The sequence below is a fragment of the Prosthecobacter vanneervenii genome (assembly GCF_014203095.1).
GTDB lineage: Bacteria > Verrucomicrobiota > Verrucomicrobiia > Verrucomicrobiales > Verrucomicrobiaceae > Prosthecobacter > Prosthecobacter vanneervenii.
The window spans coordinates 175,597-191,352 of record NZ_JACHIG010000004.1 but is presented as its reverse complement, the minus strand read 5'-3'; the positions used below and the strand labels follow the sequence as shown (position 1 = coordinate 191,352).

The window sequence follows — 15,756 nt, the reverse complement described above, 5'->3', positions numbered from 1 at the left end:
ATGCACACTACTGCCCTTCCCTTCCTCGCCCTCGCCCTCGGCCTTGCCCTGGCCTCCTGCACCTCCATGCGCTCGCCCATCGTTCCTGGGGCCAAGCCCAAGGACCACGGTGCCATCGGCGCGACGGAAGGCCCCGCATGGAAAGACGGCTCCCTCTACTTTACCGACGGCCAGCACATCAACCGCATGGGACCGGATGGGAAGACGACGGTGTTTCGCCATAATTCGTCGAACGGGCTGCTGTTTGACAAAGAGGGTCGACTGGTGGCCTGCGAGACGAAGATGCGCCGCGTCACACGGACGGAGAAGGATGGAAGCATCACCGTGCTGGCGGATCGGTTTGAAGGGAAACGCTTCAACTCGCCGAACGATCTGTGCACGGACTCGAAGGGCCGGATTTATTTCACGGACCCGAGGTATGGGTCGCGGGCGGGGATGGAGATCCAGAGTCGTCTGGGTTTAGGTATTTTTAGTCTACCTGGCGGATTCTCCAACCCACAAGATACAGCCGATTTTTATCATCACTGCAGTGAAAAGAAATCGAAGAGCAAAACACTGGATGCCCTTTTAGACATTGGAGATTCTTTGAAGTCATTTGTTCCCTTTGTCGAAGGTGTGTATCGGATCAATCGGCCAGCCAAATTTCCACATGGCGTTTGTGGATTAGTCTACGATGTCCCGAACGTCACCCGCATCTATTGCGACGGAGCGGAACGCCCCAACGGCATCCTCATCTCCCCAGACAACCACTACCTCTACATCGCCGACAACAACAACAGCACCCACGGCGGCTCGCGCAAACTCCTGCGCTATACCCTGGATAAAAACGGCGATTTGAAACCCGGCACACAAAAAGTCCTCTTCGATTGGAAAGACGGCCGTGGCCCCGATGGCATGAAGATGGACAGCGCAGGCCGCATCTATGTGGCTGCTGGCACCAACAAAGCCACCGAGTTCGAAAACACCAGCTTCAAGGCAGGCTGTTACATTCTCTCTCCCTCCGGCCACCTGCTCGACTTCATCCCCGTGGCTCCGGACGAATGCTGCAACTGCGCCTTTGGTGGCAAGGACGGCAAGACCCTCTTCATCACCTCCGGCAGCCATCTCTGGAGCGTACCGCTGCGCTGAGGCCGAGGGGGCAGGAACCAGATGATCCCGCATCAAATTTGCGGTACTTTGGCCGATCCAGGACGTTTCCTACATCCCCCCAATGCCTTTTGTCTCTCGTCTGTTTTTGTGTCGCCATTCTCCGCTGCTGCCACAGGCCGCTGGCCTGTGCCTGGCGCTTGTCTCTGCACCACCCGCCTCGGCGGCTGACAAAGGCCGTCAGTCCTTTCTGGACCAGTACTGCATCGAATGCCACGACGCAGACACCAAGAAAGGAAACCTCGACCTCACGGCGCTGAAGTTTGACCTCAAGAATCCCAAGGCCTTCGCGGAATGGGTCAAGGTGCATGATCGCGTGCGCGATGGCGAGATGCCGCCGAAAAAAAAGAAAACGCAGCCTGCACCGTCAGAGGTGACGGCGTTTCTCAAAGACCTCGAGCAGCCGATGATCGCGGCAGATCAGGAGCGCACCGCCAAGGAAGGCCGCACCACCTGGCGGCGCATGAACCGCCTGGAGTATGAAAACACGCTGCGCGATCTCCTCTCCGCTCCGTGGCTGCAGATCAAGGACAAGCTGCCTGAGGACGGCGAGGCCAGCCGCTTCAACAAGATCGGCGATGCGCTGGATGTCTCCCACGTGCAGATGGCGCGCTATCTCGGCGCGGCGGATTACGCGCTGCGCGAGGTCATGGCCTCGCAGCTCTCGCGCCCGGAGTCGAAGACCAAACGCTACTACACACGCTCCGACTCCTCGCTGGTACGCAAGATGAAGTTCAGCGAGTTCAACCGCAGCCCCGAGCGCGCCACCTTTCCTGTACTGGGCACCCAGGCGCAGCCAGACGTCCGCGCAGGCACCGCGCCGCCCACGGTCGGAGCCAAGGACCCCAAAGCACGCGAGCAGGAGGCCATCGGCACCGTGGCCAGCAGCTACGAACCCATCGAGCTGAAGTTCACCGTTTTCAAAGCCCCCATGTCCGGGCACTACAAGCTGCGCTTCAGCGGCTACTCCCTGTGGGTGGGGCCAGGCCCGGCCAAAAGCTGGTGGCGGCCCAATCTGGACATGGTCTCCAAAGGCCGCCGTCCGGAGCCCGTAACGATCTACTCCGAGCTGCCACCGCGTCAGCTTCGCTTGCTGGGCAGCTTTGATGTGGGGGTGGAGCCCACCGTGCAGGAGATCGACACCTACCTGCTCAAAGGCGAGCTGATCCGCTACGACGCGGTGCGTCTTTTCCGCTCGCGCCCGCCTGCGTTTCACAATCCCCTCGCCACTCACGAGGGCCAGCCTGGTCTGGCCATGCAGTGGATGGAAGTCCAGGGCCCCATCCTCGAAAGCTGGCCATTGCCCGGCCATCGCGTGCTGTTTGATGACCTGCCCGTCTTCCGCAAAGACAAAAACGCCAAGGTCGAGGTCATCTCCAAAAATCCCGCCGATGCCGAGCGCCTGCTGCGCCGCTTCATGCAGCGCGCCTATCGCGAGCCCTTCGCCGACGAGGATGTGCAGCGCTTCCTCCACGTCATCGAAGCCGCACGCAAAGCAGGCAGCGATTTTGCCGACTCCATGATCGCCGGCTACACTGCCGTGCTGTGCTCGCCCAAGTTTGTCTGCCTCGAAGAAAAACCCGGCCGTCTGGACAATGCCGCCGTGGCCACCCGCCTCTCCTGCTTCCTCTGGAACTCCGGCCCGGATGACGAGCTGCGCGCCGCTGACCTGAGCAAGCCCGAGGTGCTGCGCGCGCAGACAGAGCGTCTGCTGGCCGATGCACGTGCGCGCCGCTTTGTAGATGCCTTTCTCGACTACTGGCTGGACCTGCGCAAAGCCAACGCCACCTCCCCCGACGCCACGCTGTACCCCGACTACTACCTGGACGATCTGCTGGTGGAATCCGCCACCCAGGAGACGCAGCTCTTCTTTGCCGAGCTGCTAAAAAACAATCTGCCTGCACGCCATCTCGTGGCCTCAGACTTTGCCATGCTCAATGAGCGCCTGGCCGCGCACTACGGCCTGCCAGCGGTGGACGGTGTGAAGCTGCAGCGCGTCTCGCTGCCCAAAGACAGCCCGCGCGGCGGACTCATGACTCAGGCCAGCGTGCTCAAGGTCACTGCCAACGGCACCACCACCAGCCCCGTGCAGCGCGGTGCGTGGATCATGGAGCGCCTGCTGGGCAAGCCCCCGCCTCCACCGCCTGCGAGCGTGCCTGCCATCGAGCCCGACACACGCGGTGCCCACACCATTCGCGAGCAGCTCGCCGCTCATCGCAAGCTGGAGACCTGCGCCGCCTGCCATGCCAAGATCGACCCCGCCGGATTTGCACTGGAGAATTTCGACGTCATGGGCGGCTGGCGGGATAACTACCGCGCCCTCGGCGAAGGCGGCACTCCTCCGCCCGGCTACGGCAAGAACGGCCAGCCCTTCACCTTCCATCCCGCACAGCCGGTGGATGCCAGCGGCACGCTGCCGGATGGACGCGACTTCAAAGACATCCGCGAATTGAAAAAGCTGCTGCTCGCCGATGAAGATCAAATCGCCCGCAATCTGCTGCGCCAGCTTGTCACCTACGCCACCGGCGCGCCCGTCCAGTTTGGCGACCGCCCGGCCATCGAGCAGATGCTGGCCGCTACCAAGGCCGAAGGCCATGGCGTGAAATCCCTGATACATCAGATCGTCCAGAGCACGTTGTTCCAAAGCAAGTAATCTCCATGAGCAGCCCCACTCCCTCGGTTTTCATCTCCACGCAGCGTGGTGTTTCACGCCGGCAGTTTCTGCGCGCCTCCGGCATCGGCATGGCGCTGCCGTTTCTGGAAGCCATGCAGCCCGCGTTTTCCCGCGCTGCGGCCAAGCAGGAGCCCCCGCGCCGCTTTCTCGGCGTCTGCAACAACCTCGGCCTGCTGCCGGAAAAGTTCTTTCCTGCCCTGACCTCCACCGGGCGCGACTACCAGCTCTCGCCTTACCTGGAGGTGCTCAAGGCGCATCGCAATGACTTCACCGTCTTCAGCGGCGTCTCGCATCCGGATGTGGATGGTGGCCATCCTGCGGACAACTGCTTCCTCACCGCCGCACCGCATCCGGGCAGCGGCGGCTTTCGCAACACCATCTCCTTCGACCAGTTCGCCGCAGAGCGCATCGGCCACCTCACGCGCTTCCCCTCGCTCACGCTGGGCGTCAATGTCTCGCAGGGCAGCCGCAGCCTCTCCTGGACAGGCAGCGGCGCGCTGATTCCCTGCGAAGAAAAACCCTCCGAGGTCTTCCGCCGTCTCTTCCTGCAGGGCTCGCCCAAGGAGATCGCCGAGCAGGAGCGCCGCCTCGCGCTCGGGCAGAGCATCATGGACGCCGTGGCCGGTCAGGCCAAGAGCCTGGAGCGCGATCTCGGTGCGCATGACCGCGAGCGCCTCGATCAATATTTCACCGGCGTGCGCGATCTGGAGCAGCGCCTCGGCAAATCCCGCGAGTGGGAGCACAAGCCCAAGCCCGCCGTGAAAACCAAGCAGCCCGCCGACCCCGCCAGCCCGGTAGACTACATGGAGAAGACCCGGCTCATGTACGACATGGCGCGCCTGGCCTTTGAGACCGACAGCACCCGCATGATCACCCTCATGCTGGACAGCGTGAACTCCCCCACCATCGAGGTGGAGGGTGCCGAGATCAGCGACGGCTACCACAGCCTGTCACATCATGGTAAGTCACCGAAAAAACTCGCACAGCTCGAAAGCATCGACCGCGAGCACATGCGCCTGCTGGGCCAGCTCTTCACCGGGCTCAAGTCCACCAAGGAAGGCGGCGCCACCGTACTGGACCGCTCCATGATCCTCTACGGCAGCAATCTCGGCAACGCCAGCACCCACGTCACCACGAACCTGCCCGTGCTCTTCGCCGGCGGCGGCTTCAAGCACGGCCAGCACCTCGTCTTCGACACCACGCGCAACTACCCGCTGCCCAATCTCTTCGTCTCCATGCTCGAACGTCTCGGCCTCGAAGAAAACCCCTTCGCCAGCAGCACCGGCACCATGCGCGGCCTGGAGCTGGCGTGATGAGTTGCAGCCGGAACTTTCTGATTCAGACACCTCATTCTTTGCACTCATGCGAGGAATTTACGTTGCCTAATCAGCGACATTCATCTTAGAGTGGATTCGTGGCTATGAGGGTTCTTCCTTCTCTTGTTCAAACCTAGAGTCCTCGCTCTCCACGTTAACCGCGTCTGCCGACAACCGCGTTGGCAGACGCGGTTTCTCATAAGCATGAACACTCTCTACCTCCGCAGACGTAAGAAGGTGCTGCTCCCACCCGGGACCGGCAGCCAGTCGGGAACCATGCTGGCCATGATGCAGCAAAATTTGGAGGCATTGGGTTTTGTCATGAGTCCGACGCTGATGGAGCGTGTGCAAACTCTCAGTGACCGCGAGCTGGCGGCTTTCTACACGTCCCTTATCCAAGACATCCGGCAGATGGTGGGCGCGCACCGTCCCTTCGCGCCGATGTACCCGGACTTTCCCCGCCAGGTGAAAGAGACGCCCGAACTGTTGCTCTACCTGAATGCTCTGGTTCACTACCTGACCAATAAGCTGCCGGTTTATCCAAAAAGCCTGCGTCCGGAACTCACCGACAAGACACCGCTCCGTGTGATCGATCTCGGGCATGAGGCAGACTTCCGCGCCATCTTCACCCAGCTTGCCGGGGCAAAGACCTCTCTTTCTCCACAGGACAAGGAGGATCTTATCTGGTTCGTCAAAGAGCGCCGTGAGCAGTTCCCTGCCTTGCTGCCGCAGACGATTGCCTCCAAGGAAAATCTGGCCGTGCTCTCGGCAGCAGTGCTCAAACATGCGCCGGAAGCTGTCGAACTGCTCGCGCCACATTTTAAAATTGTCACCGATGTGCTTCGCCTCGCTGTGGCTTTGTCCGGCGGAGATGTATCGCTGGCCGCGTCGGTGAAATTTGGCAAGTTCACGCGCGCCGAACGCCGCCTACTGCTGTCGTGGATGGAGCGCTGCGACAATGCCCTGGAAGACATGCTGCGGTGGAAGGGCCGCTGGATTCGCTTAGGTGAGCGCCTACATCCTGGCGAGCACGCGGAGAAGGTTCCCAAAATTTTTGCTGCCTTCAAAGCCTTGCGTGCCGATGAAAAAATCACCACTTTCAACAGCCGCCTGGAGGCCGCCCTGGAGAAACGGCAGGTGGATGAGGTGTTGGGAATGCTTCGGTCACGACCTGGAGATCTTGCACGCAGGATGGACCATTTGCTGCGTCTGGCGGCGCGATCAGAGTCAGTGCTGTCATTGTTTCAGGAATGCGTCCGAAAGGTTTCTACGCCGGTGCTGCTGCAGATGCTGAGCCATTTTCAGCATCGCGACCAGCCGCTGCCACTGCGCGTCTTTTTCCCCAAAGGCGATGTGGGCAAAGTCTTTGCCGTATCCAAAAAAATGCCGTCCCTTCCGACCGGAGTCGCTGCGCAGGCAGCCACTGTCTGTGAGTGTGCATTAGTAGAGCGCTTCGCCATGCTGCCGCCTCTGGGCCGCTGCTGGGTCGAACCCGGCATGGAGAAGTTCATGGTGCCTCTGGCGCAGCGGTCTGCCTCCAAAGCCTTGCGCACTCTCACGCGAGGCAGCCGCCTGCCGCTGGCGGACGCCACCGTGCTGCGGTTCTTCATCTGGTGGAAAAATGGCCGCGGCAGAACGGACATCGATCTCTCGGCCTCCTTGTTCGATGCAGAACAGCGCTATCTGGATGTGTTGTCCTACTACAACCTCAAAAACTTCGGCGGCTGCCATAGCGGTGACATTGTGGACGCTCCGGAGGGTGCCGCCGAGTTCATTGATGTGGAGCCAGCACGACTGCTGGCAGCAAACGTGCGCTACATCGTGATGACATTGTCCAGCTATACCCAGCAGCCTTACTGCGATCTGCCCGAATGCTTTGCTGGCTGGATGGCACGCCAGGCCCCGGATTCCGGCGAAGTCTTCGAAGCTCGCACCGTCGTGGATAAACTGGACGTGGCCGCCAATACCCGCATTTGCATCCCGGCCGTGTTTGATCTTGTGGAGCGCGAAGTCATCTGGGCAGACCTAGCCCTGACAGCGTATCCGCGCCTTCCCAACAACGTACACGTCAATCTGCCCCCCATCACATTGATGCTGCGTTCTCTGATTTACGGAATCAAGCCGGACCTGCACACCTTGTTTTCATTGCATGCCAAAGCACGCGGCAGTGTGGTGGCAGAACGCGCTGGAGCCGATACCATCTTTGCGCAGGATGCAGGCATCACCCCGTATGATCTGGATCGAATCCGGGCCGACTTTTTATGACAGTCCTCGCTTTCAGAACGACGATTGTCTTTTCTGCGCTGCTGGCCTCGTCGTGTCTGGCAGAACTGCCAGACATCCGCAGCGTGGAGCCGGATCTGACCGTGCCTGCATTAAGCGAGGGCGCTCCCTCACCCGGCAAACGCGTAAAGCTCACCCTGGAGTCCAAAAAAGGCACAGGCGTCTATAACGTTCTCTACCTGCCCACCGATTGGAAACCGGGTGTAAAGATGCCGGTGATCGTGGAACTCGCAGGCAACGGCGGCTTCACCAGCAAGCAGGGCGATGTGAGCCACGGCGTGCCCGAGGGCAGCAATCTCGGCTACGGCCTCACTGCCGGCAAAGGCTTCATCTGGCTCTGCGTGCCTTACTTGAACGACAACGGCGATGAAATCGCCACCCTCTGGTGGGGCACCCGTCCCACCTATGATCCGCAGCCCACACTGAAGCACCTGCGCGCCGCCGTGCAGACGGTGTGCAGCCAATTCGGCGGCGATCCATCCAAAGTCCTCTTATGCGGCTTCTCGCGCGGAGCCATCGCCTGCAACTACCTCGGCCTCCACGACGACGAAACCGCCCGTCTTTGGTGCGGCTTCTTCGCCTACAGCCACTACGACGGCGTCCGCAAATGGCCCTATCCAAACTCAGACCGCAACTCCGCCCTGACGCGCCTGCAACGCCTTGGCAAACGGCCCCAGTTCATCTGCGGCGAAGGCTTCAATGCCCAGGAAACCGAAGCCTACCTCCGCCCACTCCTGCCAGATGCCGACCTCACCTTCCTCAGCACCGGCTTCCTCAATCACAACGACGCCTGGACCCTGAGGCCGAGCCCTGCGCGCGAGCAAGCACGGAAATGGCTGATGCGTATCACCAATCCCAAGGCTCCGTAATTTAAGGCTCACGTTGCTGCGCCGCCTCAGCCACCACTTGCTCAAGCACGGCATGGGTTTTCACGATCCATTTCTCCTCCATCGGCGTGTCCCATAGCAGCTTGCGCACCTTGGCTTAATCCAGCCGGTTGGTGGCCAGGAGAAAAGCCAGCAGCCGGATGCCTTGGGCCTTCCGGCAAAGAGCTTGGCCACGGCCATGTAGTGCGGATCGAGGGCAAACACCCGCGGGCAGCCTTCAAGGGGCACGAGCCTGTCTCGGAAATCGGGCGGGAAGTTGTCGAAGGCGGCAGGGCGCACGATGTCGGCGTAATACTTGTAATGCTCGAAAAAGCCGCTGTCCTTGCCAAGTGTTTCACTAAGCAAGTTTCCCAACGATTCATCCCATGGATCTAGAATGAAGTCCGCATCCAACGTTTGCTCATAGCTGTTGGTCACTTCTGGCAAATTTGGATGCGTGCATAGAGCGGAAGAGGAACCAAAAACGACAATATGGGCCTCAGGCGCGATGGCAGAGACAGACGCAGCCAGATGCTTCAATGACGAGAAGCGCATAAAAACTGTTTTTTCTCTGCTCGACTAAGCAGACCAGGAAAGGGGGCGAAACCTTTCAAAAAGCGTGTTTCTTCATCATCTGCACGCAGTACTTTACAAAGCCTCGACATACCGGCCTGTGTCTCTAGAGCACTTATAATGAGTTCCTGCCAGGAAAGAAGCTGTTTAGCCCCATGATGGTCGATGGAAAGCCAGCGCTGAACAGTCGCCTGTGCCCGGCGCAGCAGCTCCGGCTCCCGCTCAAACTTGTCGGCGAGGTAGCAGAAGTACGCGTGCTCCAGCTTGTCGCCAGTGTCGTCGTGTTCGTGCATGGGAGTGTCGCAAGTTAATGGACGCGAGGCGGGCTGCCAAGGGGCGTTTTAGCGCGGGGCAGCCAGCACCGCCGCCACCGCCTGCAGGATGGTCTCTACCTCGGCCAGCCTTCCCACACCCTCATACCCGCAGGCCAGCATCCCGGACGCGGGCTCGACAAACTGCGCCCCGTAGCCGCGCAGGGTCTCCACATTCTTCTGCGTGGCGGGGTGCTGCCACATCTTGCCGTTCATGGCAGGGGCGATCAGGATGGGCGCGCGGGTGGCCAGGGCGATAGCGGTGAGGGCGTCATGCGCGAAGCCATTGGCCATGGCCGCGAGGATGTTGGCCGTGGCCGGGGCGATCAGCAGCAGGTCGGCCTCGTCCGCCAGCTGGATGTGCCCGGGCTGCCAGCCCTCCTTTTCGGCAAACAGGTCGCTGATGACAGGGTTCTTGGACAGCGTGCTCAGCGTCAACGGAGTGACAAATTCCAGGGCGGATTTGGTCAGCACGCAGGTCACCTTGTGGCCGGCCTTGGTGAGCTGGCTGGCGAGGTCCGCCGCCTTGTAGGCCGCGATGGAACCGGTGACGCCGAGGATGATGCGGGACATAAATGGACCATAGGCGCGAAAATCCGCCCGAAAAGCCCGAACTACGAAGCTGCTTGCCATTCTGCCCTCGCGAAAGCACATTCCCAGGCGTAACCCCCTGCTAGAATGCGCTGCCCCAAATGTGGAAGCTCCCAGGATAAAGTGATCGACTCCCGCGAGGCGCGGGAGGGGCACGCCATCCGCCGCCGCCGGGAGTGCATGAAGTGCGATTTCCGCTTCACCACCTACGAGATCGTGGAGCGCGAGGAGCTCCGCGTGGTGAAGCGCAACGGCGCCCGCGAAAACTTCAACCGCGACAAGCTCCTCGGCGGTGTGCGCAAATCCTGCGAAAAACGCCCCGTCAAGATGGAGCAGCTGGAGCAGCTGGTGGACGACATCGCCAACGAGCTGGAGGAGGAAGGCTACCGCGAGATCCCCAGCACCGTCATCGGTGCCAAGGTGATGCGCCGCCTTGAGGCCATCGACCACGTGGCCTACGTCCGCTATGCCTCCGTGTACCGCCAGTTTGAGGACGTGGGCGAGTTCATCGACGAGATCAAGAGTCTCGGAGAGCGCAGCCCGCGCGACGGGCGGCAGCCGGAGCTTTTCCGTTAATTTCCCCCATGAGCGAGAAGACCATTTTTCAGAAGATCATCGACCGCGAAATCCCCGCCCCGCTCGTCTATGAAGACGACCTCGTGGCTGCTTTCAACGACATCAGCCCCCAGGCTCCCATCCATGTGCTCATCGTGCCCAAAAAGCTCATCCCCCGTGTGGGAGAGGCCTTAGCAGCGGATCAGGCCACACTCGGCGCGCTGCTCCTGGCCGCAGGCAAGATCGCTGAAAAGCTGGGCATCTCAGACCGCAGCAAGGGCTTCCGTCTCGTGATCAATCACGGCAAAGACGCCGGTGAATCCGTGCCCCACATGCACGTACACCTGCTGGCGGGCCGCAGCCTCGACTGGCCCCCAGGCTGATATTTTTTGCAACTTTGGGCCGATCCGGCTGTTTTTTTGCCATCATGGAACCGCTTTCACCTCAAGACCCCGTCGCCAAGCTGCTGGCTCAGGCCCGCGCGATCGAGGCTCGTTCCAATTTTGCCCAAAACGTGGTCCGCGCCGCACGCCAGACACCGCAGGATCGCGGATGGCTGGCATCTCTGCGCATCTGGTGGGAGGATGTGTCCTTTGCCTCCCCTGCTGGCAAATGGGCTTTTGCCTCCGTCAGCGTGGCCGCCATGGTGCTGGCCTTGGTGATTTTCCAGACCCAGCCCGCCGCTCAGGTCCAGGTGGCCAGCAAACCGGTGCCTGAAGCATCCGCTCCTGACATGCCCCTGCTCCACGCAGCGGCTGAGACTCCATGGGAGGCCACCTTCGACACCCAGGCCCTGCTGGCGATGGACGACACCTCCCAGCTAACGGACAGCGAGATCGGCTTCCTGCTCTACTGAGCCTGCCGTGTGACGAAAACGTCGGTACTTCCTGACGGACGAACCATGCCCTCATGCCAAATGGCGTGATGGGTTTGTCTGCCTCTTCCTTCTGGAATGATCCGCGCTGTCAGCGCCACAGCTGGTGGCTGCTGCTCGTGCTCGCGCTGCTGCTGTATCTGCCGGGCACGGCCACCATCCCGCTGATGGACCGCGACGAGCCGCGCTTTGCCCACGCCACGGTGGAGATGATGCAGCGCGGCACCTGGACCATACCCTACTTCAATGGCGACTACCGTTTTGACAAGCCGCCGCTCACCTACTGGTGGATGCGTCTGCACTACGCCCTGCTGGGCGTGAACGAGCTGGCGGCACGCCTGCACAGCGTGGTGGCCGTGTACCTCACGGCGCTGGTCATGGCGGGCATGGCGTGCAGGCTGGTGCAGGACTCACGTGCCGGACTGCTCGCCGGTGCAGCCTGGCTCACCAGCCTGCAGTCACTGGTGCACGGGCGGCTTTGTGTGGCGGACATGCCCATGATCCTGCTGGTGGCGCTGGCCTGTAGGGCGCTGGTGGAGCTGCTGACAGAGCCGTCATCGCAGCGCTGGGGCGGTTGGTTCTGGTGCCTGTGGCTTTCGCTGGGCGCAGGCTTTTTGGCCAAGGGCCCCATCGCGTGGTTCGTGCCTTTGTTGGCCTTGATCCTGTGGCGCTGGGTCTTTTGGAGAAAGCCCCTGCCCTGGGCGCGGCTGCAGCTGCTGCCCGGCTTTTGCATCGCTCTGGCCATGGTGGCCGCTTGGGGCGTGCCCGCTTTGATGGAAACAAACGGTGCTTTCTGGAAAACCGGCATGGGCGAGCATGTGGTGAAACGTGGCACGGATGTGTTCAACGGCCGCAAATTCGTGCCCGGCTACTACCTCCTCACCACCTGGCTCAGCCTCTTCCCGTGGATGGGCTTTGCGCTGCCGGTGTGGTGCAGTCTGCGTGCAAACTGGACGGCGCAGACCTCCTTCCTCGCCGCATGGTTCCTCGCGCCGCAGATCATCTTCTTTTTCTACGCCACGCAGCTGCCGCATTACGTCATGCCAGGCTATCCCGCCTTCATCGTGCTGCTGGCGCTGGCCTGGCGGCATCGTACTCCTGAAGATGCTGCAAAACTGCCCGGCGCGGCCAAGTGGCTGCCGTTTGCTCTTTCAGCGCTCCTTCTCGCGGGCTGGGGTTTTCTGGTGGCAATGCCGATTTCAAATGCAGGCGTCCGCACCTTGCTCTGCAGCGCGCTGCTGCTGCTCACCTGCGTGCTCGTGCTGGGTGGCTTTGTGGCAGCTGCCGTATGGAAACAGGGACTGACACACCGAAACCTCGCGCTGACATGCCTCACGCTGCTGCTCACCAGCGCGAGCCTGTCCCATCTGGGCAGCCAGCTGCGCGCCACTTCGATCCCCGTGCAGGTGGCAGCAGAAATAGGCCCTACATCGCCAGACACGGCACTGCACGGCTGCGGCTACACAGAGCCCAGCCTTGTTTTCTACACCGATCATCAGTGGCTCTTCACCGATGACCTCAGCTCCGCCAAAACTGTACTGCAAAAGCCCGGCCCGCATGCAGTGGTGATGCTGAGGCGCGAGTGGACGCTGGACCGCTGGTTCAAAGCACTGCTTGGCACCGCACCCAAAGGCCAGACTGCGAAAGACAACATGGCGCTTGCGGATACGCTGAAATCGGAATCCAGCGGCACGAAGACGCAAACCATTGAAGGCTTCAATATGGCGCGCTTCAGCTGGGCGGAGGTGCAGCTTTTCATCAAACGCTAGCCGCTGCACGGCGCATGCGGCGCACCGTCAGTCCCAGCGGCACGCCAAAAACACACGCCAGCAGCACCGAAGTGAGCACATCGCTGGGGTGGTGGCAGTTGTTCTGCAGACGCGACCACGCCACGCCTCCAGACACGGCCAGCAGCGGCACACCCGCTGGAGGAAAGGCCACCGCCAGCGGCACGCAGGCACCGAACGATGTGGCCGTGTGCGCGCTGGGAAAGGACTGCTTGCGCGCGCTCAAGGTGGGGCCGTAGAATCCTGCGGGCACGTTGCTGCCGGGCCGCGCACGACCGGTGCTCACGCGCACCAAATTTGCCACGCCTCCTGTGAGAACAGTTCCCACCACGGCGGCGAGCACCAGCCTGCGAAAGAAGGATGAGCGCCGCACGAACGCGAAACAGGTGAGTGTGACAAACACGAACATGTTAAAACCCGCCAGATCTCCCCAGTAGCTAAGCCAGCGTGCCAGACCATGAATGGCTGCATTGTCCGGAGCGTCCTCCGCCCAGCGCAGCCGTGCCAGCAGCGCGAGATCCTGCGGCATGAGCCAGCAGACCAGCGCAGCACCTGCCGTCATGAAGCACAGCAGTTTCAGCCGGTTGGCCCTCAGCATGGCCCACGCACTGCGGCAGAGGCACAGCACATCCGCCCACCAGCAGGCCAGCATGGGCCGTGCGCGATGATCCAGACCAGCGGGCAGCCACGCAGCCGCGTCCTCCGTTGCCAGCTCATTCCAGGATGCCGCATAGGGCGGCAGCAGGCCGTGTTTGTCATTCATCAGCGGCAATCAAAACAAGATCGTCAAAATGCCATGGCGTGCATTGAAACGAATTTGTTTCGTCTCCTGACATTGTGACGAAACAAACACACTCGTCTGCTGGCTCTGTGTCACATTGGAAGGAAGACTCACGCACTCCTCCTGCGATCATGCTCAAAGAGTCCTCCCCCCGCCGTCCGGTTCAGATGTTGAAATCGGCCCACGACATGGTTTTCCGCCATGTTCACAATTCCAACCTCATCTACAACACAGCGTGGGAGGATCCGCGCCTCGACCGCGAGCTCATGCAGCTGAACTCCGACAGCCGCGTGGTCATGATCACCAGCGCAGGCTGCAACGCGCTCGACTACCTGCTCGACAATCCCGCCGCCATCCACGCAGTGGACATGAACTACCGTCAGAACGCACTGCTGGAGTTCAAGCAGGCGCTCATCCGCCGTGGAGATTTCGAGGAGCTTTTCGAGATGTTCGGCTTTGGCTCCCACGCGGAATACAGCGCAGTGTACCACCGCGTGCGCGGCTCGCTGTCTGATCCTGCACGGAAGTTCTGGGACAAGCGCATCGGCTTCTTCAATCCCACCAGCCTCAAAAAGTCTTTCTACTACCACGGCACCTCGGGCATCGCCGCGTATGTGATGGGCAATGCGCTCTTCAAGCTGCGCCCTAACGTCAAGAACTTCGCCACCTGCCTGCTGGATGCGCGCTCGCTTGAGGAGCAGCGCCATGCCTATGAGCTCTTTGAACGCGAGATCTGGGGCCCCTTCAGCAACTGGCTGCTGCGCCAGCCCACGCTGATGACGCTGCTCGGCGTGCCGCGCCCGCAGATCAAGCTCATCCAGGACTCCTACCCCGGCGGCCTCACCGACTACGTGAAGGACAAGCTGCGCCATGTGTTCACCGAGCTGCCCATCGCGGACAACTATTTCTGGCGTGTGTACATGACCGGCTCCTACACGCTCGGCTGCTGCCCGAACTACCTGAAGCAGGAAAATCTGGCCACGCTGCAGCAGCGTGTGGACCGCCTGAAAAGCTACACCACCACGCTTTCCGGCTTCCTGCGGGAATATCCCGGCAAGTACACGCACTTTGTGCTGCTTGACCACCAGGACTGGCTGGCCGCGCACGACACTGCAGCGCTGTTGGACGAGTGGGAGCTCATCCTGGCCAACAGTGCCCCAGGGGCCAAGGTGCTGATGCGCTCCGCGGGAGTGAATCTCGACTTTGTGCCTGAGTCCGTGCGTGCACGTCTGCGCTTCTTCCCCGAACGCACCGAAGCCCTGCACCAGCTGGACCGCGTGGGCACCTATGGCAGCCTTCACTTTGCGGAGGTGCTGTGATGAGCACGGCCCACGCATCCACAGCCTCCGCACAGGGCACGGGCACTGCGCTGGAGCGCTACTACCAGTTTCACTCGCGCATCTACGATGCCACGCGCTGGAGCTTTCTCTTTGGCCGTGAGGAAGTGCTGATGCGCGCTGCATGCGTGAGCAAGCCGCAGCGCATCCTGGAAGTGGGCTGCGGCACCGGGCGCAATCTGCCCGGCCTGCGCCGCCGCTTCGCCCAGGCCCACATCACCGGCGTGGATCTCTCCGAGCAGATGCTGTCCATCGCAGCCACCAAAGTGAAAGACGACCGGGTCAATCTCCTGCGCCGCTCCTACAGCGCGCCAGTGCATGAACGCGGCAGCCGTTTCGACCTCGTGCTGTTTTCATACGCTTTGAGCATGTTCAATCCCGGCTGGGAGCAGGCCATTGATGCTGCATGGGAAGATCTTGAAGAAGGCGGCATCATTGCCGTGGTGGATTTTTCCCACACGCGCTTCGCCTGGTTCCGCAACTGGATGGGTGTCAACCACGTGCACATGGAAGGCCATTTGTGGCCATATCTGAGTCAAAAGTTTTCGCCCCTGCTGGATGAGCGCTTTTCCGCCTACGGCGGCGTGTGGCAGTATGGCATCTTTCTCGGACGCAAACAGTCCTGAGAGTGTGTGGCGATACTGTTTCGTGCAGTGATGTGA

General features: G+C 61.3%; 15 protein-coding genes. 11 read left to right on the top strand and 4 right to left on the bottom strand.

Going from position 1 to position 15,756, the window contains the following annotated elements; translation table 11 throughout:
- The 5 genes from HNQ65_RS10905 (at position 1) to HNQ65_RS10885 (ending at position 8,288) form a co-directional block, all read left to right on the top strand.
- Positions 1–1,128: an SMP-30/gluconolactonase/LRE family protein gene (locus HNQ65_RS10905; protein WP_184339559.1), complete on the top strand. Its 1,128-nt coding sequence runs from the start codon at positions 1–3 to the stop codon at positions 1,126–1,128.
- A gap of 82 nt (positions 1,129–1,210) precedes the next feature.
- Positions 1,211–3,799, top strand: coding sequence for a DUF1588 domain-containing protein (locus HNQ65_RS10900; RefSeq protein WP_184339558.1), 2,589 nt, complete (start codon positions 1,211–1,213; stop codon positions 3,797–3,799).
- 5 nt (positions 3,800–3,804) lie between these two features.
- On the top strand, positions 3,805–5,133 hold the full coding sequence (locus tag HNQ65_RS10895) for a DUF1552 domain-containing protein (protein ID WP_184339557.1): 1,329 nt from the start codon (positions 3,805–3,807) through the stop codon (positions 5,131–5,133).
- Positions 5,134–5,340: 207 nt separating this feature from the next.
- On the top strand, positions 5,341–7,401 hold the full coding sequence (locus tag HNQ65_RS10890) for a TerD family protein (RefSeq protein ID WP_184339556.1): 2,061 nt from the start codon (positions 5,341–5,343) through the stop codon (positions 7,399–7,401).
- Positions 7,398–8,288: an alpha/beta hydrolase family protein gene (locus HNQ65_RS10885; protein ID WP_184339555.1), complete on the top strand. Its 891-nt coding sequence runs from the start codon at positions 7,398–7,400 to the stop codon at positions 8,286–8,288. Before HNQ65_RS10890 ends, HNQ65_RS10885 begins: the two co-directional genes overlap by 4 nt.
- Positions 8,289–8,348: 60 nt before the next feature.
- Here the strand turns inward: HNQ65_RS10885 and HNQ65_RS10880 are convergent, their stop codons facing one another.
- Genes HNQ65_RS10880 through HNQ65_RS10870 form a run of 3 tightly spaced genes read right to left on the bottom strand, consistent with a single transcriptional unit; the run spans position 8,349 to position 9,742 of the window.
- Positions 8,349–8,840, bottom strand: a complete 492-nt coding sequence (locus tag HNQ65_RS10880) for a DUF6036 family nucleotidyltransferase (RefSeq protein ID WP_184339554.1) — start codon at positions 8,838–8,840, stop codon at positions 8,349–8,351.
- Positions 8,822–9,151: a hypothetical protein gene (locus tag HNQ65_RS10875; RefSeq protein ID WP_184339553.1), complete on the bottom strand. Its 330-nt coding sequence runs from the start codon at positions 9,149–9,151 to the stop codon at positions 8,822–8,824. Before HNQ65_RS10875 ends, HNQ65_RS10880 begins: the two co-directional genes overlap by 19 nt.
- A 48-nt stretch (positions 9,152–9,199) precedes the next feature.
- Positions 9,200–9,742 carry a flavoprotein gene (locus HNQ65_RS10870; protein WP_184339552.1) on the bottom strand — a complete coding sequence of 181 codons (543 nt, stop codon included), beginning with the start codon at positions 9,740–9,742 and terminating at the stop codon, positions 9,200–9,202.
- A gap of 105 nt (positions 9,743–9,847) precedes the next feature.
- Between HNQ65_RS10870 and nrdR the strand changes: the two genes are divergently transcribed.
- The 4 genes from nrdR to HNQ65_RS10850 all read left to right on the top strand — a co-directional run bounded on the left by nrdR (position 9,848) and on the right by HNQ65_RS10850 (position 12,958).
- The gene (gene nrdR, locus HNQ65_RS10865; protein WP_184339551.1) at positions 9,848–10,336 is read left to right on the top strand and encodes a transcriptional regulator NrdR; all 489 of its coding nucleotides are present in this window, start codon (positions 9,848–9,850) and stop codon (positions 10,334–10,336) included.
- Positions 10,337–10,344: 8 nt separating this feature from the next.
- A complete protein-coding gene (locus HNQ65_RS10860) occupies positions 10,345–10,698 on the top strand; it encodes an HIT domain-containing protein (protein WP_184339550.1) in 354 nt (117 codons plus the stop codon).
- Positions 10,699–10,742: 44 nt separating this feature from the next.
- Complete coding sequence (locus HNQ65_RS10855) at positions 10,743–11,171, top strand: hypothetical protein (RefSeq protein WP_184339549.1); 429 nt, start codon at positions 10,743–10,745, stop codon at positions 11,169–11,171.
- 74 nt (positions 11,172–11,245) lie between these two features.
- Positions 11,246–12,958, top strand: coding sequence for an ArnT family glycosyltransferase (locus HNQ65_RS10850; protein WP_221306125.1), 1,713 nt, complete (start codon positions 11,246–11,248; stop codon positions 12,956–12,958).
- Here the strand turns inward: HNQ65_RS10850 and HNQ65_RS10845 are convergent.
- On the bottom strand, positions 12,948–13,739 hold the full coding sequence (locus tag HNQ65_RS10845; RefSeq protein WP_184339547.1) for a phosphatase PAP2 family protein: 792 nt from the start codon (positions 13,737–13,739) through the stop codon (positions 12,948–12,950). The genes HNQ65_RS10850 and HNQ65_RS10845 overlap by 11 nt on opposite strands.
- 206 nt (positions 13,740–13,945) lie before the next feature.
- Here HNQ65_RS10845 and HNQ65_RS10840 point away from each other — a divergent pair, with 206 nt between their 5' ends.
- On the top strand, positions 13,946–15,076 hold the full coding sequence (locus HNQ65_RS10840; RefSeq protein WP_221306124.1) for a DUF3419 family protein: 1,131 nt from the start codon (positions 13,946–13,948) through the stop codon (positions 15,074–15,076).
- Entirely contained in the window at positions 15,076–15,720 is a 645-nt protein-coding gene (locus HNQ65_RS10835; RefSeq protein ID WP_184339546.1) for a class I SAM-dependent methyltransferase, read from the top strand. Before HNQ65_RS10840 ends, HNQ65_RS10835 begins: the two co-directional genes overlap by 1 nt.
- The last annotated feature ends 36 nt before the right edge of the window (positions 15,721–15,756 follow it).

Bases quoted from the DNA above. Each gene is read 5' to 3' on its own strand.
- HNQ65_RS10905 (WP_184339559.1), top strand. From the start codon at position 1: ATGCACACTACTGCCCTTCCCTTCCTCGCCCTCGCCCTCGGCCTTGCC.
- HNQ65_RS10900 (WP_184339558.1), top strand. From the start codon at position 1,211: ATGCCTTTTGTCTCTCGTCTGTTTTTGTGTCGCCATTCTCCGCTGCTG.
- HNQ65_RS10895 (WP_184339557.1), top strand. From the start codon at position 3,805: ATGAGCAGCCCCACTCCCTCGGTTTTCATCTCCACGCAGCGTGGTGTT.
- HNQ65_RS10890 (WP_184339556.1), top strand. From the start codon at position 5,341: ATGAACACTCTCTACCTCCGCAGACGTAAGAAGGTGCTGCTCCCACCC.
- HNQ65_RS10885 (WP_184339555.1), top strand. From the start codon at position 7,398: ATGACAGTCCTCGCTTTCAGAACGACGATTGTCTTTTCTGCGCTGCTG.
- HNQ65_RS10880 (WP_184339554.1), bottom strand. From the start codon at position 8,840: ATGCGCTTCTCGTCATTGAAGCATCTGGCTGCGTCTGTCTCTGCCATC.
- HNQ65_RS10875 (WP_184339553.1), bottom strand. From the start codon at position 9,151: ATGCACGAACACGACGACACTGGCGACAAGCTGGAGCACGCGTACTTC.
- HNQ65_RS10870 (WP_184339552.1), bottom strand. From the start codon at position 9,742: ATGTCCCGCATCATCCTCGGCGTCACCGGTTCCATCGCGGCCTACAAG.
- nrdR (WP_184339551.1), top strand. From the start codon at position 9,848: ATGCGCTGCCCCAAATGTGGAAGCTCCCAGGATAAAGTGATCGACTCC.
- HNQ65_RS10860 (WP_184339550.1), top strand. From the start codon at position 10,345: ATGAGCGAGAAGACCATTTTTCAGAAGATCATCGACCGCGAAATCCCC.
- HNQ65_RS10855 (WP_184339549.1), top strand. From the start codon at position 10,743: ATGGAACCGCTTTCACCTCAAGACCCCGTCGCCAAGCTGCTGGCTCAG.
- HNQ65_RS10845 (WP_184339547.1), bottom strand. From the start codon at position 13,739: ATGAATGACAAACACGGCCTGCTGCCGCCCTATGCGGCATCCTGGAAT.
- HNQ65_RS10840 (WP_221306124.1), top strand. From the start codon at position 13,946: ATGGTTTTCCGCCATGTTCACAATTCCAACCTCATCTACAACACAGCG.
- HNQ65_RS10835 (WP_184339546.1), top strand. From the start codon at position 15,076: ATGAGCACGGCCCACGCATCCACAGCCTCCGCACAGGGCACGGGCACT.